The organism is Gemella taiwanensis, assembly GCF_054054385.1.
The window spans coordinates 13,328-40,103 of record NZ_JBSMTL010000007.1 but is presented as its reverse complement, the minus strand read 5'-3'; the positions used below and the strand labels follow the sequence as shown (position 1 = coordinate 40,103).

Sequence of the window (26,776 nt, the reverse complement as noted above, 5' to 3'; positions counted from 1 at the left end):
TAGGAGGACATGCACAATGGCAGTAAATAACAATCGTCGTAACAACATGCGTCGTCGTAAAAAAGTATGTTATTTCACTAAAAATAACGTAGAATTTATCGACTACAAAGATGTAGAATTACTTAAAAAATTCATCTCTGAACGTGGAAAAATCTTACCACGTCGTGTAACAGGTACTTCAGCTAAGTACCAAAGAATGTTAACTACAGCAATTAAAAGAGCTAGACACATGGCACTTTTACCATACGTAGTAGACGAAAAATAAGAATAAAAGTGAAAAAGATGAGCTTAGGCTTGTCTTTTTTTTGTGCTTTGATATAATAAGAGAGAAATATAGTAAAAATTATAGGATATGATAGGGGGAAAAGGGATGGAATTAAAAAGATTAGATGAAACTAAGGTATTAAAAGATCCAGTGCATAGTTATATTCATATTCACTATGAAGTAATTTGGAATTGTCTTGATAGTAAGGAGTTTCAAAGATTACGCCGTATTAGACAATTAGGAGGAGATTTTCAAGTTTATCCAACAGCGGAACATTCAAGATTTTCTCACTCGTTAGGGGTATATGAGATTGTTAGAAGGATGGTAACTGAGGTAAAGTCTTTATGTGTTGAATTAACTGAATATGAAAAAGTGTGCGTGATGCTTGCGGGGTTGTTACATGATGTTGGACATGGTCCGTTTTCCCATGCATTTGAACATGTAACTAATCATAGTCATGAGGAATATACGGCGAAAATTATATTGGGGAATACTGAACTTAATTCTATTTTACGAGCAGTATCTAAAAAATTGCCTGAAGATATAGTTTCTATTATTCAACATACTCATGAAAATGATATATTGAATCAGATAGTTTCTGGACAACTCGATGCTGATAGGATGGATTATCTACTACGTGATTCTTACTTCACAGCTACAAGTTATGGACAATTTGATCTAGAAAGAATATTGCGCACGATGCGCGTTAGAAAGACGAGTGAAGGTAGGAAGGTAATTGTAGTAAAACATACTGGTATCCATAGTGTGGAAGATTATATTATGGCGAGATACCAAATGTATTGGCAGGTTTACTATCATCCTGTAGCTAGAAGTTATGAAGCAGTTTTTATTCAGTTGTTTAATAGACTGAAAGATATTTTTAAAGATAATAAAGATTATTTTGAAGATATGAGAGTGCTTGTTCCATTTTTAGAGAAATCTGAGGTTAGTGAAGAAGAGTATTTCAGATTAGATGAGAATTCGTTATTATACTGTTGTGCTCTTATTCAAGATAAAGCTGATGCGATAGCTGCAGACTTAGCGAAAAGATTGCAAAATAGAAAACTTTTCGAGTATGTAGATTATAATGAAGAGAATTTAGCTCAAATTCAAAATATGCTACGTGAGAATGGTTATAATGAACAATATTATTTAAGGATAGAGAATGTGGAAGCGAGTGTCTATAGCCCGTATAAAGGTAGAAAAATTTTAATTGAGAAATTAGATGGACAAATAGTTGCTCTTGAAAAAGCGAGTACTATCGTTGAATCTATAACAAAAGGTCAGACTAAAAAAGAGGGAACTATATTTTTCCCAAGATAAAATAAAATTTTTAAGGTAATATGGAAGTGTTTGGAAAGAGAAATGTGCTCTTTTGATAAGAAATATTTCTATGTTACCTTGTTTTATTATTGGGTTTAAAGAGTATAATTTTAAATTTTTATAATAATTGTCAGAAAATAAAATATTTTTAACTTACTATTGATTTTAGTTTTCGGAAATGTTATAATCATAATTACATTATAAAAAACAAAAATAAATTAACAACAAAGGAGAGATGTAAAATGTTTGAATTAGCAAATGTAGCGAGACCAGGGGTAAGTGAATATATTTCAGGAAGCGGGGCATTGTCTGCACTTGATAATAGATTAGAAGGGTTTAAAACTCCTTTGCTTGTTACTGGAGAAAAATCTTACGCGGCGTTTACAAAATTTTATAAAGGAAATAGAGAATTTAGAGTAGCAAAATATGATGGATCGGCATCTTTTGAAGATATGCAACGTATTGCAGATGAATTTGGTGAAGGTGTTGACGTAGTTCTTGGAGTAGGTGGAGGTCGTGTTATCGACACTGCCAAAGGTGTAGCGCAAAACTTAAACGTTGAGTATATGACAGTACCAACAGTAATCGCAACTTGTGCACCTTATGCACCTGTAGCTGCGGTTTATCACCCAGACCACACATTTAGAGAAGTTGCATACTTTAAACGTACTGCGTATGCTTGTGTGGCAGACTTAGATTTATTATTAGAATCTCCAAAAGAATATTTCGTAGCAGGTATCGGTGATACTTTAGCTAAATGGTATGAAGCAGTAGTTTTAATAGAAAGAAATAATAAATTTAACGATCCGTTTGTAAGAATGGGATTAGAAGCAGCTAAAATCACTCGTGATGTACTTTTACGTGATGCTAATGGTGCATTAGAAGCTATGGAAAAAGGTGAAGTAACAGAAAGTTTCAAAAATGCTGTAGACACAGTATTTGCAATCTCAGGATGTGTTGGATGCTTCGGTGTTCACTATGGACGTATGGCAGGAGCTCACGCAGTTCACAATGGTATGAGTTTAGTTAAAGAAACACACTCTGTGTTACATGGTACAAAAGTATCTTATGGCATCTTAGTTCAATTACTTGCTGAAGGTAAGAGAGAAGAAGTTGAGAAACTTGTTCCATTCTATAAAGACAATAACTTAGCTTACAACTTAGCTTGTGTTAATGTAACTGAAGATGTAGAAGAAAAAATGAAGAAAATTGCAGAATTTGCAGCTAGTGAAAAAGAAACATTTAAACTTGCAGTTGATGTTTGTACTCCAGAAGTTGTATTTAATGCGATGAAAGAATTAGAAGAATTAACAAAATAATAAAATGGTAAAAGACCTCGGATAAGTTAATCTGAGGTCTTAATTTTTGTGTTTTATAAGTTGTTTTTTAATACTGGTACTAGCATAGCGTTGCTAATGTTTTGTGCAGTATCGTCTTGAGGTAGATAATTAACGATTTCGTAACCGAATAGAATTGCGACAGCTGGGCCTTGGGCAGTAATTACATTTTTATCAACGATTACCGCTTTTTCGTTATTGTATGTTTTGCAGTTTATTTCTTTATCGAATCCTGGATAAGAAGTTACTTCTTTATCTTCTAGTATACCCGCTTTGCTTAAAACGATAGGTGCGGCACAGATAGCTGCAACAAGTTTTCCGTTGTTATACATTTCTTGATAAAATTCAATTATCTTATCGTTGTCGCGAAGTAGTGTGCTTCCAGGCATTCCACCAGGGATTACTATAGCATCATAGTCAAGGATGTTGTCGATATCGTTAATTTTTTTATCTACTATTATTTTCACATCGTGTGAGCTTGTTATGTGATCTTCGTTGTTGGCAGAAATTAGATCAACATGAATATTAGCACGGCGTAATATATCGAGAGGTGCGATAAATTCTAATTCCTCACTTCCGTTTTCAACGAATAAAGCAACTTTTTTAGTCATAAAAAATCCTCCTAATGGTATTGTATGTAGTTATAGAAAAGGTAATTTGCAAGTTTATATTTTCTCTCCTTACTATTTTTGTGTAGCTTGCGACACCTCCATATCTTTTGTTGTACAAAAGGATATTCCGGTTAAGAAATAAGCCTGTAGTCTTATTTCTTCGCAGTAAAACACTATTGTGTTTTACTTTAGCTACTATAAAATAGTAAGGGGAATAAAAAACTAATTGGATACAATAAGAGTACAGAAAAAATACATATAAGAGAGTGTTTCTTCTATATCGTATATCATTTCTTATTAGTTTTATTTTATTGTATTTATAAAGAAAAATCAACCACCTACGGAAGATGGTTGATTAAGTTTAAACTCATTGTTAATTATTTAGAAATTTCTAGAACTCCGTATCCAGTGTCACGGCGTTTGTATACTACTGAAATTTCGTTTGTATTGCTGTCTAAGAATGCGAAGAAATCGTGTCCTAGAAGTTCCATTTGGAATACAGCTTCTTCTCTTGTCATTGGTTCTACTTTAAGTTGTTTAACTTTACCGAAATCTAATGCAGTTTCTTCAGCTTCTTCTAACTCGTTAGTAAGAAGATTTTCTTCAACAAATCCTTTTTCGCGTCCTTTTCTATTGATTTTAGTTTTGTGTTTTCTCATTTGACGTTCAAGTTTGTCTACAACTAAATCAACAGCTGCGTATAAATCTTCGTTAGTTTCTTCTGCACGAAGTGTTACACCTTTAAGTGGCACAGTGATTTCAATTTTTTTCTTATTATTTTTGTATACTTTAGCATTAGCATAAACGTTTGCTTCTAAACTGTCAGCAAAGTATTTTTCTAATTTAGAAACTTTGTTTTCAACATACTCTCTAATTGCTTGAGTAATCTCTAAATTTTCTCCTCGTACTTGATATCTTAACATTTTAAAGCACTCCTTTCATAAAGTAGCCTAGCTACTTTATAGGGGGTTCCCCCTCTTTTTATAGTTTTATTATACCACTTTTTGATAACGTTAGCAATATAGTTTGCATAAAAATGTCGCTTTTATAAAATGGATATTTATTTTGCTTTATAAATATATTTTTGTTAAAATAAAATTAAATATAGCAAACATAGAAGTTAGAAAGAATTGTAAAAGCTTAAGATGTTAACTAAATGAGTAAAAATAATCTGAAAATTTAATAAATATTTACAGATAAGGAGTGGAGAAATAATGTTTTTTAGGGAGTACTGTGAATTTATAGAAGCACTTTATATAATTTATTATTCAAAAATGGATGACTATGAGAAAAAAATTAATTATAGAAGAATCAAAGACAGTTATGATAGTTTTGGGAAAAGAAACGATGATTTTGAAGAAATTTATGATGAGATAATTACAGGAGCAGTCTATACTTTGAAAGAAAGTGATTTAACTTTTTTGAAGAAGTACGATGGGCTGCTTTTGTCTATTTCTAGATTACTCAATTTAAAAATTAAATTACACTGTTTAGATAATTGTCCGTATATCCAAAAGTTGTATTCAGTTGAGTTGGTAGGGGATAAATATCATTGTCTACAATGTGATAATAGAGATCAAAATTTATTTTTTAGTTTTGAAAATAATAATCTGAAGACTACATATTGTAGGAGATGTATTTCTTTTGGAAGAAGTGATGATAATTTTATAAAATTTCATGTTAATATTCCAGTATCAAAAATTGAGGCACCTAAACGACCAAGTGTAAAGCTGAGTGATATTCAGGAACTAGCGAGTATAGGGTTGGTAGAGAATACTAGAAAAGATTTAAGTACACTAGTTTGGGCTGTTTGTGGAGCGGGAAAGACAGAAATAGTTTACGAGGTGATTTATCAAGCGATCCTAGAAAATAAAACTATTTGCTTAGCTATTCCAAGGAGAGATGTAGTTAAAGAATTATTTGAAAGATTTTCTCGCGATTTTAGTGGTTATCCTATAAACGTCTTACACGGAGAAGAGAAGGTACTAGAAGAATCTAATTTTTATATAATGACTACTCATCAACTTGTGAAATACTACAATTATTTTGATATAATGATAATTGATGAGGTGGATGCTTTTCCGTATTCAGGAGATGAATGTTTAGAAAATGGTGCAAAAACAAGTTTGAAAAATAAAGGGGTATTTATGTTTTTATCAGCTACGCCTTCAAATAAAATTAAAGCTAGTGTCGATGAAGTTATTAAAATACCTATAAGATACCATAGATATTTGTTGCCTGTTCCGAAAATTAAAATTGAAAAGACAGAGGTGTTTGATTTTACGAAGAAATCTAAATTTATAGAAAAATTTATAAAAGAAAGATTAGCTAGAGATAGACGAATTTTGATATTTGTCCCTGAAATAGGAATGTGTGAGACAGCAGTACTTTATCTTAAAAATATTTTTTCAGACGATATTATTATAGATTTTGTGTATAGTGAAGATGAAAATAGGAGTGAAAAGATCAGGGCGTATTATGATAGGAAAATAGATATTCTTGTAACTACTACTATATTAGAACGCGGTGTTACTTTTGATTATCTAGATGTGATAGTTTTTGATGCAAAACATATAAATTTCACAAAATCGGCATTAATTCAAATTTCGGGAAGAGTAGGAAGAAAGGATTATGATAATAGTGGGGATATAGTATTTTTATCGGATAAAATTAGCGGGGAGATGAAATCGGCGATTAAGGAAATAGAATACATGAATAACCTGGCTAAATATAGGAAGTTAAATAGGAGGTAGATTATGAATTGTAGTTTTTGTGGATCGGAAATTAGGAGTAAGTTAGGTTTCGATACAATTTTCAAAACAAGAGAAAAATTTCAACTGTGTGCTGAATGTAAGGTACATCTTGATATTAATGTTTTAGAAGTAGGAGAATACACTCTTTATTATTTCTCCGATTATGAGTTTGTCAAAGATGATATTTATTCGATAAAATATTTTGGAGATGTAGCGTGTGCGCTGAAGTTTAAAAATTTATTTAAACAATTTCTATCTTTAAATAAGTTTGATTTGATAACGATTGTACCTGCTAATGAGATTCGGGAGATTATACGTGGATTTGATCATATTGAACAGCTATGCAAAATGTGCGACATTAATTTTGAGAAGATACTAGGCTGTGAATATAGAGAAAAACAGGCGAAACTTCATAAAGAGAGAGGGGAGAATAAATACTATATTCTACCTAATGGACAAAATTTGGGAACAGTTAGAAGTATGTTGATTATTGATGATATATTTACAAGTGGTAATACCTTACTAGGTTGTGCTAAAACTATAAGAGAACTTTATCCAAAGATAAATATAAGTTTTTTAACGTTATCGAAAGTAATATAATAATAATCTGAGTATTTTTTACTTAACAACTTAGATATTTGTGGTATAATGTTAAAGTTGATTTTAAATGTTGTCTTAGAAAGGTTGGGAGTGACTCAAAAATCGTGATTTCGTAGAAATCGATTTTGTCGAGTCACCCCCGCACGGTTTATTAGATATCTAAAAAGCTCTTATAAAGCGCATTTAGATATCAATAAACCACTGCGTCTATGAGTTCTCATATAAATTATGTTAATTTTTAGAACTTTTGGAGCAACCTCAAATTATACAGCTAGGAGATGGTTAAAACAAAAATTTTATTTTCATTTATAATGATCGCATTAATTTTAATTTTAGTAGTTTTCTTATCTAAGAAATTTGAATTAAATAAAGATCAAATTATTATATTCTGGATATTAGTTTTATTTTGGTCGGCAATAAGTATTATTAGAGCATATAGAAAATTATATGCCATAACGCCGATTGAACAAGGGGGACTTTCGTTAACTCCTGTACTTGCTGCACAGATTGCTGCAGGGTATGGACTTATGAGTTTAATTGTAAGGTTGCCGATGTTTTTAGCGAGTGATATTTTTAAGAGAAGAAAAATATTCGTACAGATTTCATTATTTTTACTAATTGTAACATCGTTTTTAGTTGCATTTAACGGAAGTTATGTGACGTTATACCTATCTTCATTATCTTTAGGTATAAGTGCAACAATGCTTGCCTTATTTAATGTTATTTTCTCAGAAACATTTTCGAGAGATAAGGCTGCGGTATCAGTTTCGATATTATCTGTAGCACCGTTATTAGCTGAATTTATCGCTGCACCGATACAATATGTTTTCACTATGAATACATATAAACACTTTGATTATATGTGGATAGTAGCGGGAGTTATAGCGGTAGTAACGTTCATATTATCATTTATGATGAAAGATTATCGCCCAATCGATAGTGATTTCTCATTTGATAAAGTAAAAGTAGTAATTAAGCATAAGAGTTTTATTTATATTTGTTTATTAGCATTGTTACTTTCATTTATTAAATTCTCAACAAGTGGAGCTAATATGATAGCTTATGGTAAAACAGAGCTAAACATGACGCCACTTATGCTTGCGTATATGGATGCAGTCTTTGCTGTCCCTCAGCTCATTGCAGGGGTTCTTGTGGGAGTGTATTTCACTAGAAAATGGGGTATTCAAAAAACCTTATTATTCTTATTAGGGTGTTCATTAGCATTCTACGTAATAGCACTGTATGTAAATAATCCGTATGTTATTTATTTCAGTTATATTCTTAACGGATTAGGGTATGGAGGTGCATATAACGCACTTATTTCACTTGCTATGCAATATTTTGATAGAGAATACCGCAATGTAAGTATGGGGATATATCAAGCATTCTTCGCATTAGGAATTTATTACGGAGATTATGTTTATGTTTGGATTGCTAAAAATGTTAAAAATGGTCTATTTGGTTTCACGCAAAGTAAAGCAATATTCTTGATAGTAATAGGAATAACTATAGTAAGTATGCTTATGGTTAAAATCAAAGTTAGAGATAATTAAAAAAAGTTGATTCACGATTTTGTGAATCAACTTTTTTGTTTTGAATCTATTATCCGATTAGGTCGGCTCTAATCCAACCATTACTTCCTCCGTATGAAACATAAGCCCATGCTTCACCTTCTGAGTTCACTTCGATATAGTGTTGGTAAACAGAACGTCCTACTGGAATAGTAGTAATGATACTACTTGAGTCGTTAGAAGAACTTCTTAAGTTAACCCCAGCTGATGGTTTAACATAAGCTGTACGCTCATCACTACGACGACTTCTAGAACTTGAAGAGCTAGAAGCTGAAGGTCTAGAAGAACTTTCTTTAACGATGATAGTTTCTTTTTCTTTAGCTTTTTCGTTTAAACCATTAACAGTGAATGTACGTTTAAATTCTCCTGTTGTTTTAAGTTTTAATTTGTTTACTGTATTTTTATTTAATGAAATAGTTACTTCTACTTTGTCACCATTTTTTAAATTGCTTTGTTTATCAAATGAAATATCTGGGTTTGATAATAAGTTTGAGATTTCTGCATTTGAGTTATCAACTTCAGGAACTTTTTTGATATCAACTTCAGGTTTTCCTTCACCTTCAGCACCATATGTTACGAAGTTTACTTCATATGTAGCTAAGTCGATAACATTTTCTTTTTTCAAGAATTTATTATAACCAAAGTATAATCCTACAACTAGTACTATAAAAGTGATGATAGCTGTTAATACAACTGGGATAATACTTTTCTTTTTCTCTTTAGGTTCTTCCATATACATAGGAGGAACGTTATAGTTTTGTTGTTGGTTATTATAATCTTGAGGTTGTTGATACTGTGTGTTTTGGTATTGAGTGTTTTGATATTGTTGATCATAACCTTGATTATTGTATTGAGTGTTATCCATATTTGGATCGTAATTGTAGTTAGGATCAAAATTTTGATTATTGAAGTTTTGGTTGTTTGGACCTTGACTATTTCTATTCATTTAATTCTCCTTTTTTAATAATATTTTAGTTAGCGTAATCTCCACCAGGAGCGTTTAAATACTCTTCAAGTGAAATATTTTTTTCGTGGATTGTTTTAGCGATGTCTTCTCCAACGTAACGGATATGCCAACTTTCTTCCATATAACCAGTCTTATCTACGAATTCTGGTTTGTATCTAACGATATATCCATATTTATGTGCGTTATTTGCCAACCATTCAGCAGCCTTTTTACTGGCTTCGTTAGTTCCGTCTGATCCTAGTAGTTGACCTTGATTGTCGATAAGGTCGAATACTAAACCAGTTTGGTGTTCGCTGTATCCAGGACGAGCAGAGAATCTATCTGCTTCTTGTTTTCCATGAGCAGCTACATAATTATTGTAAAGCCCAGCTTGAGTATCGTAAGCTCTGAAACCTGATACTTGGTTAGAAACGTTAAGTCCTAATGCTTGAGCATCAGCAATAAGCTTATTGACTTTTTGTCGAGCTGTAGGATCTTCTCCAGGATTATAATTAGCAGGTAGTGGATGTTTTTTGTTAGCTAAAATAATACCGTTGATAACTGTAGGTTTAGTAACAGTTTCTGGAGTTTTACCCATAGTTGATGATTCATTCTCACCGTTTTTATTTTTATCGTCCTCTTTATTAGTAGAAGTTTTAGAATCCTGTTTTTGATTAGAAGAATTAGGAGTTGTTGCTTTATCATCTTTAGTTAAATAATAAAAACCACCTAAAGCGACAGTTAAAACTACTAAAGTAACTGTAACGATAGTAATAATATATTTTTTCATAAAAAAATAACCCTTTCTTTAAGTATAATAAATGCATTCAATTCATAATATTAATGCAAAAAAAATATAAATACTAATTTAAATATAGCTCTTATTAAATATGATAAGTTGAATAGGGGTTTTTGTCAATTATAAACAATGTTTAAATTGAAATTTTATAATAAATATAAGATAAATAGTATTTGGTAGATATTTGTATGAGACGATTAATTTCTATAGAGAAAACGTAAAGTAGGAGTAAAAAGAAAATAGATAGAATTATTTGGAAAGGGAATAGATTCGTGTATTTCTTATTTAAAGTATTTAGAATAGCAGTAGTTTTGTGAAGTGCTATATGGATGAAAGATTCAATGAAAACTAATAAAGGAATTCAGTGAATAATAATATCTATAATACTTATAATTAAATATATATGAGTCTAGAATATTTTCTAGACAACAGTTCTAATATTTTTATTTTCCTTTAAAAAAACTGGGAAATTTGATATAATAATAAAGATACCTATATAGTTAGAGTTGCTTTTAAGGGTATTATAAAAACGAAAAAGGAGTGTTAATTTGGATAATAACATTTCAGATTTATTGACAAAAGAAATTGCAAAAGCAATGTTAAATAGATTTTTCTTTAAAGAACCTAGTAATTTAAAAATATTTGCATATTCAGTTGGATATATATTATTAATATTATTAGGGACATTACTAAATATCGAAATTGTTGCAGCATTTCTTTCTGTGTTTCCTCTTACATACGTACTTGGAGCTAAAGGATTAAAATTGTATCTTCCGTTAATTGTTTCAGGGGGGATAATATTAGCACTGTTAGGATCTCCAATAATGATGTTTTGGTTTGGGATTCACATGGTTGTTGCATATATAATATATAAAACTATAGATTTACGTTTATCAAAGTTATTTTTAGTGGTAGCAATAGCGACAGTATTATTTTTAGGAATTGCTATATATGTATTTTTATCTATAAGATTAGGTAATATAACTATAGATAGTAAACAAATTTTGGAGTTTATTAATAACTATGTAAATTCAATGGTAGAGATGAATCAAAATGTAGATAAAAATTTAGTTTTGGAGAGTTTCTCAAGCATGCAAAGAACATTTCCAGTAACTTTATTCATAATGTTGTTTGTATATAGTTTATTAATGGTACAATATACACTTTCTTTATTGGCTAGAGAATATGTGATTATTCCAGCTTTTCCGAGATTTAGTCGCGTAACATTAAGCCCGAAAAGTGGCTATATTTACATCGGAGTTTCTTTAATTACATTGTTATTTGAGATGGGATTAGATGAAAATAAATATAGTTTCTGGAATATATTGTTCCAAAATATATCAGGTGTACTAGCATTAGCATTTATTCTAAATGGTTTGTTTACAGCATATTTCTTTATCGAACAAAAAACTAAGAATAAGGTCACTATAGCAAAACCAATCGCATTTGTTTTAATGTTAATCTTCAGTCCAATTTTTGAATTACTTGGATTTATAGATAGTATATTCAAATTAAGAGAAGGTTATATCATTATGAAGAAGGGGGAATAGATATGAATGGAAAAAGAAAATATGAATTGATAATTTCAACTATTTTTCTAATAGGAGCAATACTTTGCGGAATATTTGATATTTTTAGTTTAGTTATTTATTTATTAATAGGTCTTTTAATCTTCGTATTCTATATTCTTCAGAAGAAAAAAGCTGTAGAACAGATGGAAAGGTATATTAGTAAATTAACTAATAGAATAAAAGATTCATCAGAAAAAGGAATTAATAAGTTTCCTATTGGTATAATTGTAATAGATGAAAATAAGAATATTGAATGGGCTAATAACTTTATCTATAAAAATATAAAAGTTGAAGAGATAAAAGGTCTAAATATCTTAGAACTTATGCCGGAAATTTCAGAGTTATTTGAACTGGAAACTCCGGTAGATAATCAGTTTGAAATCTTTGGTAAATTTTATAAAGTTAACTATCAAAAAGATAGTGGTTATATTTACTTCTTTGATATTACAGAAAGTAAAGTTGTTATGCAGAGATTTAGAGATACAAGGCCTATTATTCTTAATCTAAGTCTTGATAATTATGAAGATGTTTATGATTCGTTAGAAGATGAAGTAGCGAGTAGATTAGATGCTACTGTAGTTGTTACTTTAACAGATTGGGCTAAGAAAAATAGTATTTATCTAAAAAGAATCGATGACGATAGATTTATTGGACTTTTAAATGTCAAAGATTTAAAGAAAATAGAAAAAGAAAAATTCCAGATTTTAGATACTATTAGAAATCTAAAAGAAGAATTCGATGCACCTATTACTTTAAGTATAGGTGTAGGTATGGGAACTGACTTCTTGCCAGAATTAGGAGAACTTGCGAAGAGTTCACTTGATTTAGCTTTAGGGCGTGGTGGAGACCAGGTTGCTATGAAAGATGTTGATGGTACGATTAGATTTTATGGCGGTAAAACAAATCCACAAGAAAAACGTACTAGAATTAAGGCACGTGTTGTATCTAATGCGTTAGCCGATATTGTAAGTGATAGTGATAAAATAATCGTAATGGGACATAAACGACCTGACTTCGATGCTGTTGGAGCTTGTGTAGGGATTTACACATTTTCTAAAATAGTAGGTAAAGAATGTTACATTATTTTAAATGATAGTGACAGAGATGAAACAATTCAAAAAGTAATGTTTGAAATTGATAATTCTGATGAACAATTGTCAAAAGTGTTTGTCGATAGTGATGAAGCTTGGGAACTTATGACTCCTCAAACAACATTAATCGTTGTAGATACTTCTGATGCATCACGTGTTATTGATGCTGCGATATTATCTAAGGCTAATAGAAAAGTTATTATTGATCACCATAGACGCGGTGAGGATATAATTACTAATCCGTTGTTAACTTACATTGAACCTTATGCATCATCTGCATCGGAATTAATCGCAGAATTAATAGAGTATCAAACTAAGATAGAAAAAATCACTCCTATTGCAGCAACGATTATGCTTGGTGGAATAGTGGTAGATACTCAAAACTTCTCAATAAGAACTGGTTCTAGAACGTTTGATGCAGCTGCTTATTTAAGAAGTAATGGAGCTGATCCAACGAGAGTAAAAACAATTCTAAAAGAACCGTTTGAGAACTTTATGAATAGGGTAGAAATTATTAATAATTCTATCCAAAAAACACCGGAGATAATAATGGCAAAAGCCCCTGAAGATAAATATTATACTAATGTAATGCTTGCTCAAAGTGCAGACTTACTTCTAACTCTTAAAGGAATTGAATGTAGTTTTGCTATAGGATATTTAGAAGAAGGTAAAGTTGGAATTTCAGCAAGATCATTAGGTAATATAAATGTTCAATTAATTATGGAGGAGCTTGGTGGTGGAGGTCATCTTGCCAACGCAGCAACTCAAATAGAGGGAATTAATTTAGACGAAGCTTTAGAACGACTAAATGATGCCATCGATAAAATATTATCATAAAATAAAAACATAGATAAAAGGAGAAATTGTAATGAAAGTTATATTTTTAGAAGACGTTAAAGGAAAAGGTAAAAAAGGAGATGTTAAGGAAATTGCAGATGGATATGCAAAATTCTTAATAACAAATAAAAAAGCTGTAGCAGCAACTAATGCTAATATGGCAACACTTAAAGGACAACAAAAACGTGTTGAAAAAGATAAACAAGAAGAATTAGTTCAAGCTAACTTACTTGCGAAACAATTAGAAGGTCTTGAAGTGACAATTAAAGTTAAATCTGGAGAAGGTGGAAGATTATTCGGATCAGTATCTTCTAAACAAATTGTTGAAGAACTTAAGAAACAACATGACCTTAAAGTTGATAAGAAAAAAATCGACTTACCACACGGTATCCAATCTTTAGGATATACAAATGTAAAAATCAAACTACACAACCAAGTAGAAGGAACTATTAAAGTTCACGTGGTGGAGCAATAATAAAGAATTTGAAGGTGACAATATGAAATATCACATAGATTCTGTTGTAATGGCAGAACAATCGTTATTAGGGGCTCTGATGCAAGAGCCAGAGAAATTAATAGAAGTCAAAGCAACGGTTGATCCGGAAGACTTTTATGATGAACGAAATAAAGATATTTATAGTGCTATTTTACGTTTAGATGAAATGGAGATAATACCTGACACCACTACGATTTTTGAAGAAATAAATAATAGTGGGGCATTCAGAACAGTGGATGCCTCATTATATATAGTGGACTTGTATGATATTACTCCAAGTTCTCGTAATATTATGCACTATGCGAACTTAGTAAAAAGATATTCGATATATAGAGAAATTCGAGCGGCACTTTTAAATAGTACTGAAGAGATGAATCAAGGTAATGCTGACATAGACTCTTTAACTGCTACATTATTCGATCAAGTTGAACGTGCGATGGAACGAGCGAAAACATCTCAGTTTAAAAATATGAAAGATGTTACTGATGAAGTTTTTAAAGAAATCTTAGCTCGTATGGCTGGAGAAGGTCAGAATGTTGCTGTACCTACAGGATATGGAGCATTAGACAAACTTGTAGGCTTTGGTAAAGGAGATTTAATTATCCTTGCAGCTCGTCCTGCGATGGGGAAAACAGCATTTGCGCTTAATATCGCACTTAATATCGCTGGGAAAAATCCTCGTTCAGAAGAAGAGAAGAGAACAGTTGCACTATTCTCATTAGAGATGGGAGCAGATCAACTTGTCTCTAGGATGATTTGTAGTGAAGGAATGATAGATTCTGAAAAAATTAAAAAAGGTAATTTAGATAATGATGATCTAATGAAACTTGAAACAGCGGTTCATTTCTTAAATCAAAAAAATGTCTTTATTGAAGATAGTGCTTTTATCAAAGTAAATGAAGTAAAAGCAAAATGTAAGTTATTAAAAGCAGAACATGGTCTAGATCTTGTTGTTATCGATTATCTTCAACTTCTTCAAGGAAGTAAGAGAACTGATAATAGGCAACAAGAGGTATCTGAGATTTCTCGTAGTTTAAAACAGATGGCAAGGGAACTAGAATGTCCAGTTATTGCTTTATCTCAGCTATCTCGTAGTGTTGAGTCTAGACAAGATAAACGTCCTATGATGAGTGACCTTAGGGAATCTGGAAGTATTGAGCAAGATGCTGATATAGTTTCATTCTTATACCGTGGGGATTATTATAGAAGTGAAGATGCCGATGAAAATGAACCCCAAGAAACAAGTGATGTTTCAACTATTGAAGTAATTATTGCTAAAAATAGGCATGGACAAACAGGTACTGCAGAACTTGCATTTATGAAACGATATAATAAATTCGTATCGAAAACTTATGCTGAATAGGAGGGAAAGTAATGACGAATAGAGATACTAATTCTCAAAACAATGAATTTAATAATGATTTAAATGGTTATTATGATCAAAATGGAAACTTTATTCCTTATGGATATTATGACGAGAATGGGAACTATATATCAAACGGTTATTATGACCAAGATAGAAACTTTATTCCGAATGGCTACTATGATCCAAATGGAAACTACATTTCAAATGGTTATTACGATCAAAATGGTAATTTTATTCAAAATGATGGAAATAATCAAAATAATAATGAATTTGCACCTGCGGGTTATTATGATCAAAATGGATTCTTTATGACAAATGGTTATTACGACCAAGATGGTAATTATATTGAGAATAATCAAACTAATTTTGAGCAAGGAGTAAATGGTCAATATGATCAGTTTGCTAATAATAATTTCCAAGGAAATAATAATTATTCTAATGTAAATCAAGAAAATACTGATGAACAAAACAAGGAAACTAAAAAAGATAAGCCTAAGAAGAAATCATCAAAACTTGGATTTATAGTTGCATTTCTTTTAATATGTGTTATTGCTGCGGGAGTTTATTATTTTAAATTTTACAAGAAAGATGATAAGGTAGTTCACCTAGATCAATATAAGGTTGAATTAGCCGCATACGGTACTAACAGACAAGGTAAGGTGAATGTTGATATAGTAGAAATTCCAGAAGTAAAAGATGCAGATGATAACATCAAGAAATTCTTGAAAAAACCTGAGATTAAATATACTCCTACAGAAAACCTAGAAAATGGAAGTAAAGTAGATGTAGAGATTACTCTTAATAAAGATGAAGCTCAGAAAAAAGGTCTGAAAGTTAGCGGAACTTTCAAACGTACACTAACTGTTACTGGATTATCTGAAGAAAAAACAGAGAAAAAAGAAGAAGTTAAAACTACAAGTACAGCTTATTGGAATAAAAACAAAGGTGATAAACTTTATCAATTTGTAAAAAGTTGGGAAAAATCTCTAAACCAAAGTTATAAAGAGTATACGCCGAGTAACCAAGTGAACTTCCATGGATTAAAACTTCCTACTGAAACAGAAATGGCAGGAGACGCACGTTTAGTTCTTGAAGGAGATAAACTAATAAACATGAAGTGGTCACCAGAAGGAAATTATAAAGATGTATATAATATAGTTGCTGTATTTTCAGACATTGATAAACCTGTGAATTCAGTTGCTCACTTATATTATTTCACTATTTTAAATGGTGAACCTATTGTGTTAATAACTGAACAAAATCAAGGAAATTCTAAGAAGTATGTTTACTTTAGAAGAACTGCTAATGTAGACCTACAAAAAGGTTTTGAAAATATAGTTAAGAGTTCATAATAATAGGCTAGGGGCAGATAGCGAAAGTGTTGTTTGTCTTTGGCCTTTTACAAAAAAATATTATAATAAAGTTTTGGAGGACAAAATATGAATTTTAAAAATAAAAGGTTGATATCAACTGTTATTGTCGTAGTATTGGTGGTATTTTCGCTGATTAAAGGAACTATATCATCAAGCAATAATAATAAAAAAGATGAGTCAGAGTTAAATGGCTATTTAACAGAGTTTTTACAGGAACAAAGTATTACTAAGTTAACTCTTAAAAAAGGAGATAGCAGCCAAGTAATTCAAAAGATTTCTATTGAAGGTGAAATTAATTCTGAAATGACGAATACTTATTCACGAGGATCTGTATTGAATCAAATTAAAGAGGCAAAAGGTAATCCGAATGTAAAAGCGATATTACTATCAGTAAATTCTCCTGGTGGAGGAGTTTATGAAACTGCTGAATTATATAACGCATTAAAAAATAGTGGTAAGGATGTTTATGTTTCAATGAAGAAAACAGCTGCTTCGGGTGGATATTATGTATCTACACCAGCTAAGAAAATCTTTGTGAATACTGAAACAACTACTGGTTCTTTAGGGGTAATCATGAGTTATGTATCTGCACAAAAATTCCTAAACGATCACGGAATTAAACAAGAAACTGTTCGTTCTGGAGATCAAAAAGCAGTAGGTGGTCTAACTGAAGACTTACCAGAATCAACTAGAAAAATCTTACAAGAACAAAATAAAGAAGCATATGAAAGATTTGTAAAAGCTATAGCTGAAGGTAGACACTTAAGTGAAGATGAAGTTAAGAAACTTGCTGATGGAAGAACTTATACTGGAACTCAAGCAGTAGCGAATAAACTAGCTGATAAAATTGGTACGGAAGATGAGCTTATTGATTTAATAAAAGAAGAAAAAGGATTATCTAATCCAACTGTAATTGAATTAAGAGCTGATAAAACTGCAGAAAGTTTAATTTCTAGATTTGTTAAAGCTACAACAAAAAGTTTTATCTCTGAATTAAATAGTGAAGTGAATTCAAATAAAGTAGAACGTAGTTACTTAGGATAAGGAGGTTTTTACATGAATAATGAATTAAATAATAATAAACCTTCAAATGATCCTCTTCTAAATGAAACTTCAGAAGCGGTGACGAATGATACGATACCAAATGAACAATCTACCATTGAGAACGAAGACACTAAAGTAAAGGAAGAAAAAGTTGATAAAAAAGAAAAAGACCTTTCGTTGCCAACAACAATGGAAGATTATATAAAACTTTCGAAAAATTTCTATGCAGGTTTTTGGGTTAGATTTGTTGCATATTTAATCGATATGATTGTTATTTATGCGGTAGCTAGTTTATTGAATACATTTAGTTTTGGTCTTTTGAATAAGCGATTAGATTTTCCGATTTTAGGAGAAGAATCTCTTAGTTATGTTATCGTTATGTTTACTTATTTTATAGCGATGACTTACTTCTTTTCTCAAACTTTAGGTAAGATGATTATGAAGATAAAAGTAGAAACTAATAAAGGTGATAAGCTGAGTCTTGCTGATGTGGTTTATCGCGAATTGATTGGTAGATTACTAACAATATTTTTGGCGTATTTCCCGTATATAGCAGTTGCTTTTACTAATAAGAGAAAAGGACTTCATGATTTTATCGCTGATACTGTAGTAGTCAAAGAAGATTTTTCTAAACTTCGACGTCAGATGAATGAAAAATTAGAAAGTAAAAATTAAATAAGTTTTAAAGCTGTAGATTTTAATTAATCTTATAGCTTTTTTATTAATGGTTTTAGCTAGTTGAGAAGATGAAGTCTCGACTAAAAAACCACCCACTATGAGACTATTACTCTCCAAAATAGATTTCTATGAAATGACGATTTTTGAGCCACTCCCTATATCATAATGATAGCTGTTATTGATTATTTAAAATATTGTTGACTAGAGTTTTAGATGGTAGTATACTTAATTTATAACAAAGACTACAATTGTAGACAAATAAAAATATTTAAAAGATAGGTGTGATTAATATATGGTAAAAAATGAAACATATTTAATTGAAGGGATGAGCTGTGCTTCTTGTGCAGCGCATATTGAAGATAGTTTAAAACAAGTTGATAATTTATCAGATGTTAATGTGAATCTTGCGACAAGTAAACTTACTCTTGTCAGAGAAGAAGGAATAGATAGAACTGAAGTAGAAAAGATTGTAGAAAAATTGGGGTATAAGCTTACTTATGTTTCTAGTATTGAAGAGAGAACATTCATATTAGAAGGAATGAGTTGTGCAACGTGCGCGAAAAATATAGAAGATACGATTTCATCTTTAGATGGAACAGAGAAAGTCATTGTAAATTTCGCTACTGAGAAGATGGTAGTAAAATTCGATAAAGAAAAATTAAGTGTAGCTGAGATTGAGAGAAAAGTAGAAGAAGCGGGCTATAAAGCAAAATTAGAAATAGATAATTCGGTAGATGATCAAGCTGAAAAAAAACAGCAAGAAATAGATAATATTTGGAAAAGATTTATTTATTCAGCTATATTTACAGTGCCTGTGTTGTATATAGCGATGGCTGAGATGGTAGGATTACCTATGTTGGAAAGTTTAAGTCCAATGGGAAATCCAAAGTTATTTTCAACTGTACAGTTTATTCTGGTGTTACCTGTTTTGTATTTTGGTAGAAAATTCTTTAGTGTAGGAATTAGAGCTATTCTTAGAAGAAAACCTAATATGGATTCTTTAGTAGCGTTAGGAGCAGGGGCAGCATTCTTATATAGTGTTTATTCAACCGTTTTAGTGTATTCAGGTGATGAACATGCAGCTATGAATTTGTACTATGAATCTGCAGCGGTGATTTTAACGCTAATTACACTAGGTAAATACTTTGAAGGAGTATCTAAAAGTCGTACTACAAATGCTATAAGTAAATTGGTTGGATTAGTACCGAAAACAGCTAATTTAATTAAAGATGGTGAAGAACATGTGGTAGCAGTAGATGAAATATCTACAGGTAATATACTACTTGTTCGTCCTGGTGAAAAAGTACCTCTTGATGGAGTCGTGATTGAAGGTCGTTCGACTGTAGATGAATCGATGTTAACAGGGGAAAGTATCCCAGTAGAAAAAGATATTAACAGTAAAGTAGTAGGAGCAAGTATTAATAAAACAGGTGTCTTTAAAATGAAAGTTACTAAAGTTGGTAAAGATACTACTTTATCACAGATTATTAAACTTGTTGAGGATGCTCAAAATTCCAAAGCGCCTATCGCAAAACTTGCTGATAAAATTTCAGGAGTATTTGTTCCTATTGTTATTGGTTTAGCATTAATCGCTGGAATTTTATGGTACTTTGTCGGTGATGCTACTTGGAGTTTTTCTCTAAAAATTATTATCGCAGTACTTGTTATTGCTTGCCCATGTGCTTTAGGATTAGCGACACCAACAGCTATAATGGTAGGTACTGGTAAGGGAGCGGAACACGGTATTTTAATAAAAAGTTCGGAAGCTTTGCAATTAGCTAAAGAAGTCGATACTGTTGTTTTTGACAAAACTGGAACACTAACAGAAGGTAAAATTTCAGTAACTAATATAGTGACATTTAACAATTTATCTGAAGAGAATCTCTTGCAGCTTGCAGCGAGTGTAGAATATCTTTCAGAACATCCATTAGGCTTAGCGATAGTAGATGAAGCTAAAAATAGAAACTTAGAGCTATTAGAAGTTAAAGATTTTAATTCATTAACAGGATTAGGTATTTCATCAACGGTTGATGGTAAGTCAATGCTTATCGGAAATGAAAAATTAATGTTAGAAAACAATATTGACACTAAAGATTCAGTTGAAAAAGCAGAGAAATATGCTTCTGAAGGAAAAACACCATTGTTCATAGCGGTAGATTCAGAACTTGCTGGAATTATAGCTGTTGCTGATCAAATAAAAGAGAGTAGTTTGAAAACTGTAGAAAAACTACATAGCTTAGGTTTAGAAGTAGTTATGTTGACTGGTGACAATAGAAAAACTGCTCAAGTAATTGCAGAACAATTATCGATAGATAAAGTTGTGAGTGAGGTTCTACCAGAAGATAAAGCAAATGAAATAAAAAAACTTCAAGCACAAGGTAAAAAAGTAGCAATGGTTGGTGATGGTATTAATGACGCACCCGCACTAGTACAAGCAGAAGTCGGAATAGCAGTAGGAACAGGAACAGATGTAGCAATTGATGCTGCGGATATAGTGTTGATGAAACCTGACTTAAATTCTGTTGTTAATGCTATTGTATTAAGTAAAAAAACTATAAAAAATATTAAAGAAAATCTATTCTGGGCATTCTTCTACAATGTTATAGGTATTCCTTTCGCGATGGGGGTATTCTACATATTCGGAGGGCCGTTGTTAAATCCGATGTTAGCGGGAGCTGCTATGAGTTTTAGTTCTATCTCTGTAGTTCTAAATGCTCTAAGATTAAAAAGAGTAAAATTAAATTAATAAAATAAAAAAAAGAAAGAAGGATTAATCATGAAAAATGAATATAGTGTTGAAGGTGTAAAATGTGGTGGTTGTGCATCTACAGTTAAAGAAAAATTATCTAAATTAGATAATGTTGATAGTGTTGAGGTTAATATCCAAAACAAAAATATTGTGGTTGAAGGATCTGCTTCAAAAGAAGAACTTCAAGCTGCATTAGCAGATACAAATTTTAAAATAGTATAATTAGAAAACACCTTAGAATTAGTAATAATCCTAATTCTAAGGTGTTTTTGTGTTCAATATGAATTTTTATTTATCGTATCCTAAATATCCGATTGCGATTGCTTTCGGTCCAGCATGAGAACCGATTACTGGAGATACGATTTCTGTTTCTACTTCGATGTCTCCAAAAGTTTTTTTAATAGAAGACATTGCTTTTTCTAATAACTCGTCAGTTGTATAAAGAACAAATAAGTTCTTTGGATTTTTTTCTTTTATTTCTTCACACATTTTAGAAAGTACTTTATTTATTCCTCTGTGTTTACCACTAACAGAAAGTAGACCATCTTTAATAGTAATAATAGGAAGAATGTTTAGTAGGTTTGATAAAACGAATTGAGCTTTCGTAAGTCTACCACCTGCGTATAAATACTCCATAGTTTCTACTGTTACAAGAACATTATGTTGAGAAGCTAGTTCTGCGTATCTTTTTTCTATATTTTCAAATGTTAAACTTCCATCTTCGAATTCTTTGATAATTTTTTCGATTGCTATTCCTACCATTCTTGCTATTTGAAGAGTATCTATTATTTTGATTTCAATACCGTTAATTAGTTCTTTAGCTTGTACAAAAGAAGAATATGTTCCTGATAATTTAGAAGAAACGCTGAAAGCAACGATACGCTCAACACCTTGTTGTTTAAGTTCTTCATAGACACTTAGTATTTTACCTACAGCAGGTTGGCTTGTGCTAGGTTTTTGTCCACTATGTATTCTTTTGTAAAATTCATCAGGAGTAATAGTTACGTTATCCTCAAAAATCTCATCATCAAGACGAACTTCTACTGGAATAACTGTAATTGGATTGTTGTTTGCAAAATTTTTATTAATTTGTAATGCTGAATCGCACACAAAAGCTGTTTTCATAAATTTAACCTCATGTTTTATTTTTATATTCAAAATTATAGTAGCTTTGCTACGTTTTTATATAATACACTAAAAATAAAATTTTTTCAAATAAAAAGTGAAATAAAAAATTCACTTTTGTTAAGAAGGTGTAGTGAAAAAGTTAAATAAAATAAGATGTTAGGGTTTTAATGGTGTTGAAATTAATTTAGAAAGTTACATGCTTTATCTCTAATTATATTTATATTTGTTGATAGAGATTAATTAATGATTACAGAAAGGTGATAAAAAGTATTAATAAACCTATAATAAAAACGAATACTTCGGTTAGATTAATTTATGTTATAATAAGATTAATACAAATAGATAGAAGTAGGAGGGATAAATATGATTTTAGAAAATATTTCAGGACCCCAAGATCTTAAAAAATTAACAATTGAGGAATTGCATAAGCTTGCTGATGAAACAAGAACGGTATTATTAGAAAAAATTAGTTCTCACGGAGGACATAGTGGACCAAATTTGGGAATGGTAGAAATGACAGTTGCCTTGCACCATGTATTTGATTCACCAGTTGATAAGATAATTTTTGACGTATCGCATCAAACTTATATTCACAAAATGCTAACGGGACGTCAAAAAGCATTTATGGATCCTAAACATTATGATGATGTTTCTGGATACACAAATCCAAAAGAAAGTGAGCATGATCTTTTTACTATAGGACATACATCAACTTCACTATCGTTAGCAAGTGGGATTTTACATGCAAGAGATTTAAAGAATGAAAAAAGCAATGTTGTAGCGATTATCGGAGATGGTGCTTTATCTGGTGGTATGGCTTATGAAGGATTAAATACAATAGCAACACTTGGTACTAATGCAATAATTATAATTAATGATAATGATCAGTCGATTGCTAAAAACCCTAAAGGTGGTATATATACTGCATTAGAAAATTTACGTAAGACTAAAGGTCAGGCGACGAACAATATTTTCAAAGCCTTAGGATATGACTATCATTATTTAGAAGATGGAAACCATTTAGAAGAGCTTATTTCATTGTTTAAAGAAGTAAAAGATATCGATCACCCAGTAGTATTACATATTTATACAGAAAAAGGGAAAGGATTTAAACCAGCAGAAGAAAATCATGAAAAATTTCATGCTGGAGGGCCGTTTAGTTTAGAAACAGGGGAGTATATTAAAAAAGGTGCTGTTACTTCAACATACAATGGAATTACTTCTGAGTATTTAACTAAAAAATTAAAAGAAGATCCACTAGCTGTCGTTATTAATGCAGGAACACCGGGAATAGTTTTTAATAGAAAGCTAAGAGAGCAAATAGGAAGCCAATTTATAGATGTCGGTATTGCAGAAGAACAAGCGGTAACGATGACAACGGGACTAGCAAAAAATGGCGCAAAACCAGTGTGGGCAGTATTATCAACGTTCTTACAAAGAACATATGACCAACTTTCTCATGATATGGCATTAAACAATCAAGCAGGGGTGGTATTAGTATACAGTGCTTCGATAAATTCAATGAATGATGAAAGTCACTTAGGATTTTTTGATATTCCATTTCTATCACATATACCAAACTTTGTATACTTAGCTCCTACTAATAAAGAAGAGCATTTAGCGATGCTAGAGTGGGCAATTAACCAAAATGAGCATCCAGTTGCTATACGTGTTCCTGTGGGAAGTGTAATAGAAACTGGGGAAGAAGATGAAACTGATTACTCTATTTTAAATAAAAATAAAGTAGAAAAATTTGGAGAACAGGTTGCAATATTTGGAGTAGGTAATTTTTATAACTTAGCCGAAAAAGTTTCTGAACAATTAAAATTGGAACATAACATAGAAGCAACATTAGTAAATCCACGATTTTTAACAGGTTTGGATAAAGAATTGCTAAACTCTCTAGAAGATAATCATAAATTGGTTGTAACTGTTGAAGACGGTATAGTAGAAGGTGGATATGGTCAAACTGTAGCGAGCTATTTAGGGAATACAGAATTGAAAGTTCAAAACTACGGAATAAATAAAAAATTCTATGATAGATATAACGTAGAAGAATTAATGGAAGAAAATGGCTTAACTGTAGATAATATGGTTAAAAATATTATAGAAAACCTGTAATGGAAGGAAGCATCCCTAATTTTTAGGGATGTTTTTTTGATAATCAAACGTGATAGGGTGGAAATTAGGATAATATAATTAAAATAAAAACAGTGTAAATTCTATTTTTCTAGCGGATTAAAGCGTTTTTCTTTTTAGAAGAAAATAACTGTATTAATTATTTGAAACATTAACATTATAATAAATATAGGTGGTGAAGCAAATGGAGATTTTTAATTATGATAATAGAAGTTTGAGGTTACTAAATATATTAGAATCTAGTTTTTTAGTTCAAGATCAGTACTTATTAGATGTATTAAAGGTAAGTTCAAAAACTATTAGTAATGAAATAAAATCTTTAAATGAATTATTTGAAGACTGTGCATATATAGAAAATAAGAATTCAAACTATAGTCTCTTTATTACAAAGTTGGAAGAATACTTAAAGAGAAAAAGGTCTATATATGAAGCTAGTGTGAATTTTGATTCTAGTAAGGTAAGGTTAGTATATATATTCAAAACATTAGTTTCTTCGGGTGAGAGCACCCTAATAGACGATTTAGCTTTTGAAATGATAGTTAGCAGAACAACTTTAAATTCTGATATAAAGAAATTAAATGAAATTATAAGTAGTTATAATCTTGTTATAAAAGGAAAACCTAATACAGGTATTAGGGTAGTTGGACTAGAAAAAGATATTAGAATTTTTATTTTAGAAAATATATTTAATTATATGTACAAAGAAGATATTTTTGATAAAGATGATAATATGTTCTTTGATGAAACATTTGAAAAGTACAAAATTGATAAACAGGCAAAAGCTGAATTTTTCAGATACTTAACAGTATCTTTAGATCGATTTGCTAATGGTTATTATTTGAATTTTGAAGAGAATCAATATGAAGAATTATTAAATAATTATGCACAACCTTTTATTAAAGAGATAAGTGATTATATAGAGAATAAATATAAGATAAACTTATCTACTGATGAAATCAAATTTTTAGCGATTTGCTTTGCTACGATGAGAGTTCCTACAAAAATAAATAAAATAAGAGAAAACCTAAAATATACTGAAGAATATACGAACCTTGTTCAGGAAATTTTAGAAACAGTTGTTTACGAGTATGGACTTGAATTTGATACTTCGGATATTATTGAAGAATTTATCTATCACATATACTTCTTAATGGAACGATTAAAATATGGGGTTAGATATAACAACAATATGAAAGAAAAAATTAAAGAACAATATCCAGTATCGTATAAAATTGCTAAAACCGCCAGTAAAGTAATTAACGATAAGTATAATTATATAGTTTCAGAAGATGAAATTAGTTATCTAGCGATATATTTTGAAACGTTATTGAAAAAAATAAAAGTTCAATCTGAAAATTTAAAAATATTGTTAGTAACTAACTCAGGACCAGCATATAGCAAACTTATGGTAAATGAAATAGAAAATATAATAGTAAATTCACAAGTATCAGCATACACCACTTTTGAAAAAGTTGATTACAGTAAATTTAATATTATAATTTCTACAGAGGACATACAGTTTGATACAGAAACACCGGTTATTTATCAAAACGAAATTTTAGATAAGATGTACTTGAAAAAAGAAATTAATTTTCTACAATATGTTAATAAAATGAATAATCCTAGTATTCGAGGAATGGAATCAGTGTTGCTAAGTTCGATGAGAGAAGAGACATTTTTCAAATGTGATAGCAAAAAAACATATGCTGATAATATTGATTTTATGATAGAAGAGTTAATAAAACAGTATTTGGTAGATGATAAGTTTTTAGAAAGAATCAGAGAAAGAGAAAAAAAATCGTCTATGATTTTTGAAAAAAATGTTGCATTCCCACATACGATAAATAAACTAGGAGATGATTTAATAATTGCTCTAGGGGTAAGTGAAAAAGGATTTAAGGATAATGAAGACTTAAAACTAATATTTATGGCGTGTGTACCTGAAGGAGAAAAAAATGGGTTGATTTTAGCTAAAACCTACGATGAATTAATTTCAATTATTAAAGATGAAAAATTAATTACAGATATATCAAAAATAGATAATTATGACTTATTAGTAAATTACTTTATAAAAAATACTAATTTATATAGATAGCAAT

At 30.6% G+C, this 26,776-nt stretch carries 22 protein-coding genes; 17 read left to right on the top strand and 5 right to left on the bottom strand.

The window, feature by feature from the left end; all coding sequences use genetic code 11:
- Positions 1–16: 16 nt before the first annotated feature.
- The 3 genes from rpsR to ACWOA3_RS06145 all read left to right on the top strand — a co-directional run bounded on the left by rpsR (position 17) and on the right by ACWOA3_RS06145 (position 2,907).
- A complete protein-coding gene (gene rpsR, locus ACWOA3_RS06155; protein ID WP_003148047.1) occupies positions 17–265 on the top strand; it encodes a 30S ribosomal protein S18 in 249 nt (82 codons plus the stop codon).
- A 105-nt stretch (positions 266–370) separates the two neighbouring features.
- A complete protein-coding gene (locus ACWOA3_RS06150; RefSeq protein WP_456884747.1) occupies positions 371–1,588 on the top strand; it encodes an HD domain-containing protein in 1,218 nt (405 codons plus the stop codon).
- Positions 1,589–1,830: 242 nt separating this feature from the next.
- Positions 1,831–2,907 (top strand): iron-containing alcohol dehydrogenase family protein, encoded by a 1,077-nt coding sequence (locus ACWOA3_RS06145; protein ID WP_456884745.1) that lies wholly within the window; start codon positions 1,831–1,833, stop codon positions 2,905–2,907.
- Between the two features lie 53 nt (positions 2,908–2,960).
- Here ACWOA3_RS06145 and ACWOA3_RS06140 read toward each other — a convergent pair whose 3' ends face one another.
- Together ACWOA3_RS06140 and hpf are read right to left on the bottom strand one after the other, a co-directional pair.
- Positions 2,961–3,536, bottom strand: coding sequence for a DJ-1 family glyoxalase III (locus ACWOA3_RS06140; RefSeq protein WP_456884743.1), 576 nt, complete (start codon positions 3,534–3,536; stop codon positions 2,961–2,963).
- Between the two features lie 377 nt (positions 3,537–3,913).
- Positions 3,914–4,459, bottom strand: coding sequence for a ribosome hibernation-promoting factor, HPF/YfiA family (gene hpf, locus ACWOA3_RS06135; RefSeq protein ID WP_048802184.1), 546 nt, complete (start codon positions 4,457–4,459; stop codon positions 3,914–3,916).
- Between the two features lie 291 nt (positions 4,460–4,750).
- Here hpf and ACWOA3_RS06130 point away from each other — a divergent pair, with 291 nt between their 5' ends.
- From ACWOA3_RS06130 to ACWOA3_RS06120, 3 genes are all read left to right on the top strand, one after another.
- Positions 4,751–6,289 carry a DEAD/DEAH box helicase gene (locus ACWOA3_RS06130; RefSeq protein ID WP_456884740.1) on the top strand — a complete coding sequence of 513 codons (1,539 nt, stop codon included), beginning with the start codon at positions 4,751–4,753 and terminating at the stop codon, positions 6,287–6,289.
- A 3-nt stretch (positions 6,290–6,292) separates the two neighbouring features.
- On the top strand, positions 6,293–6,889 hold the full coding sequence (locus tag ACWOA3_RS06125) for a ComF family protein (protein WP_456884738.1): 597 nt from the start codon (positions 6,293–6,295) through the stop codon (positions 6,887–6,889).
- Between the two features lie 311 nt (positions 6,890–7,200).
- Entirely contained in the window at positions 7,201–8,442 is a 1,242-nt protein-coding gene (locus ACWOA3_RS06120) for an MFS transporter (RefSeq protein ID WP_456884736.1), read from the top strand.
- Positions 8,443–8,491: 49 nt separating this feature from the next.
- On the opposite strand, the gene ACWOA3_RS06115 is transcribed toward ACWOA3_RS06120, so the two are convergent.
- Both ACWOA3_RS06115 and ACWOA3_RS06110 read right to left on the bottom strand, forming a co-directional pair.
- On the bottom strand, positions 8,492–9,406 hold the full coding sequence (locus ACWOA3_RS06115; RefSeq protein WP_003147967.1) for an SH3 domain-containing protein: 915 nt from the start codon (positions 9,404–9,406) through the stop codon (positions 8,492–8,494).
- 25 nt (positions 9,407–9,431) lie between these two features.
- Positions 9,432–10,196, bottom strand: a complete 765-nt coding sequence (locus ACWOA3_RS06110) for a M15 family metallopeptidase (protein ID WP_003147966.1) — start codon at positions 10,194–10,196, stop codon at positions 9,432–9,434.
- Positions 10,197–10,753: 557 nt separating this feature from the next.
- Between ACWOA3_RS06110 and ACWOA3_RS06105 the strand changes: the two genes are divergently transcribed.
- The 9 genes from ACWOA3_RS06105 (at position 10,754) to ACWOA3_RS06065 (ending at position 21,632) form a co-directional block, all read left to right on the top strand.
- Positions 10,754–11,755, top strand: a complete 1,002-nt coding sequence (locus ACWOA3_RS06105; protein ID WP_003147965.1) for a DUF2232 domain-containing protein — start codon at positions 10,754–10,756, stop codon at positions 11,753–11,755.
- 2 nt (positions 11,756–11,757) lie between these two features.
- The gene (locus ACWOA3_RS06100; protein ID WP_003147964.1) at positions 11,758–13,704 is read left to right on the top strand and encodes a DHH family phosphoesterase; all 1,947 of its coding nucleotides are present in this window, start codon (positions 11,758–11,760) and stop codon (positions 13,702–13,704) included.
- A gap of 31 nt (positions 13,705–13,735) precedes the next feature.
- Entirely contained in the window at positions 13,736–14,179 is a 444-nt protein-coding gene (gene rplI, locus ACWOA3_RS06095) for a 50S ribosomal protein L9 (RefSeq protein WP_003147963.1), read from the top strand.
- Positions 14,180–14,201: 22 nt separating this feature from the next.
- A complete protein-coding gene (gene dnaB, locus ACWOA3_RS06090; protein ID WP_456884733.1) occupies positions 14,202–15,563 on the top strand; it encodes a replicative DNA helicase in 1,362 nt (453 codons plus the stop codon).
- An 11-nt stretch (positions 15,564–15,574) separates the two neighbouring features.
- On the top strand, positions 15,575–16,918 hold the full coding sequence (locus tag ACWOA3_RS06085) for a DUF4767 domain-containing protein (protein WP_456884731.1): 1,344 nt from the start codon (positions 15,575–15,577) through the stop codon (positions 16,916–16,918).
- A gap of 87 nt (positions 16,919–17,005) precedes the next feature.
- Complete coding sequence (gene sppA / locus ACWOA3_RS06080) at positions 17,006–17,983, top strand: signal peptide peptidase SppA (protein WP_456884729.1); 978 nt, start codon at positions 17,006–17,008, stop codon at positions 17,981–17,983.
- A gap of 12 nt (positions 17,984–17,995) precedes the next feature.
- Positions 17,996–18,658 (top strand): RDD family protein, encoded by a 663-nt coding sequence (locus ACWOA3_RS06075; protein ID WP_456884727.1) that lies wholly within the window; start codon positions 17,996–17,998, stop codon positions 18,656–18,658.
- 295 nt (positions 18,659–18,953) lie between these two features.
- A complete protein-coding gene (locus tag ACWOA3_RS06070) occupies positions 18,954–21,407 on the top strand; it encodes a heavy metal translocating P-type ATPase (protein ID WP_456884725.1) in 2,454 nt (817 codons plus the stop codon).
- A gap of 30 nt (positions 21,408–21,437) precedes the next feature.
- Positions 21,438–21,632, top strand: a complete 195-nt coding sequence (locus tag ACWOA3_RS06065) for a heavy-metal-associated domain-containing protein (RefSeq protein WP_456884722.1) — start codon at positions 21,438–21,440, stop codon at positions 21,630–21,632.
- Positions 21,633–21,698: 66 nt separating this feature from the next.
- Here ACWOA3_RS06065 and ACWOA3_RS06060 read toward each other — a convergent pair whose 3' ends face one another.
- Positions 21,699–22,535, bottom strand: a complete 837-nt coding sequence (locus ACWOA3_RS06060; protein ID WP_456884719.1) for a DegV family protein — start codon at positions 22,533–22,535, stop codon at positions 21,699–21,701.
- A gap of 366 nt (positions 22,536–22,901) precedes the next feature.
- On the opposite strand from ACWOA3_RS06060, the gene ACWOA3_RS06055 reads away from it, so the two are divergent.
- Together ACWOA3_RS06055 and ACWOA3_RS06050 are read left to right on the top strand one after the other, a co-directional pair.
- Entirely contained in the window at positions 22,902–24,659 is a 1,758-nt protein-coding gene (locus ACWOA3_RS06055) for a 1-deoxy-D-xylulose-5-phosphate synthase (protein WP_456884715.1), read from the top strand.
- A gap of 202 nt (positions 24,660–24,861) precedes the next feature.
- Complete coding sequence (locus ACWOA3_RS06050; protein WP_456884712.1) at positions 24,862–26,772, top strand: BglG family transcription antiterminator; 1,911 nt, start codon at positions 24,862–24,864, stop codon at positions 26,770–26,772.
- Positions 26,773–26,776 lie beyond the last annotated feature (4 nt).

Coding starts and splice junctions, on each gene's coding strand:
- ACWOA3_RS06120 (WP_456884736.1), top strand. CDS start 7,201: ATGATCGCATTAATTTTAATTTTAGTAGTTTTCTTATCTAAGAAATTT.
- ACWOA3_RS06140 (WP_456884743.1), bottom strand. CDS start 3,536: ATGACTAAAAAAGTTGCTTTATTCGTTGAAAACGGAAGTGAGGAATTA.
- ACWOA3_RS06070 (WP_456884725.1), top strand. CDS start 18,954: ATGGTAAAAAATGAAACATATTTAATTGAAGGGATGAGCTGTGCTTCT.
- ACWOA3_RS06060 (WP_456884719.1), bottom strand. CDS start 22,535: ATGAAAACAGCTTTTGTGTGCGATTCAGCATTACAAATTAATAAAAAT.
- ACWOA3_RS06065 (WP_456884722.1), top strand. CDS start 21,438: ATGAAAAATGAATATAGTGTTGAAGGTGTAAAATGTGGTGGTTGTGCA.
- ACWOA3_RS06085 (WP_456884731.1), top strand. CDS start 15,575: ATGACGAATAGAGATACTAATTCTCAAAACAATGAATTTAATAATGAT.
- rpsR (WP_003148047.1), top strand. CDS start 17: ATGGCAGTAAATAACAATCGTCGTAACAACATGCGTCGTCGTAAAAAA.
- ACWOA3_RS06050 (WP_456884712.1), top strand. CDS start 24,862: ATGGAGATTTTTAATTATGATAATAGAAGTTTGAGGTTACTAAATATA.
- ACWOA3_RS06110 (WP_003147966.1), bottom strand. CDS start 10,196: ATGAAAAAATATATTATTACTATCGTTACAGTTACTTTAGTAGTTTTA.
- ACWOA3_RS06125 (WP_456884738.1), top strand. CDS start 6,293: ATGAATTGTAGTTTTTGTGGATCGGAAATTAGGAGTAAGTTAGGTTTC.
- ACWOA3_RS06075 (WP_456884727.1), top strand. CDS start 17,996: ATGAATAATGAATTAAATAATAATAAACCTTCAAATGATCCTCTTCTA.
- rplI (WP_003147963.1), top strand. CDS start 13,736: ATGAAAGTTATATTTTTAGAAGACGTTAAAGGAAAAGGTAAAAAAGGA.
- ACWOA3_RS06055 (WP_456884715.1), top strand. CDS start 22,902: ATGATTTTAGAAAATATTTCAGGACCCCAAGATCTTAAAAAATTAACA.
- dnaB (WP_456884733.1), top strand. CDS start 14,202: ATGAAATATCACATAGATTCTGTTGTAATGGCAGAACAATCGTTATTA.
- ACWOA3_RS06145 (WP_456884745.1), top strand. CDS start 1,831: ATGTTTGAATTAGCAAATGTAGCGAGACCAGGGGTAAGTGAATATATT.
- ACWOA3_RS06115 (WP_003147967.1), bottom strand. CDS start 9,406: ATGAATAGAAATAGTCAAGGTCCAAACAACCAAAACTTCAATAATCAA.
- sppA (WP_456884729.1), top strand. CDS start 17,006: ATGAATTTTAAAAATAAAAGGTTGATATCAACTGTTATTGTCGTAGTA.
- ACWOA3_RS06100 (WP_003147964.1), top strand. CDS start 11,758: ATGAATGGAAAAAGAAAATATGAATTGATAATTTCAACTATTTTTCTA.
- ACWOA3_RS06130 (WP_456884740.1), top strand. CDS start 4,751: ATGTTTTTTAGGGAGTACTGTGAATTTATAGAAGCACTTTATATAATT.
- hpf (WP_048802184.1), bottom strand. CDS start 4,459: ATGTTAAGATATCAAGTACGAGGAGAAAATTTAGAGATTACTCAAGCA.
- ACWOA3_RS06150 (WP_456884747.1), top strand. CDS start 371: ATGGAATTAAAAAGATTAGATGAAACTAAGGTATTAAAAGATCCAGTG.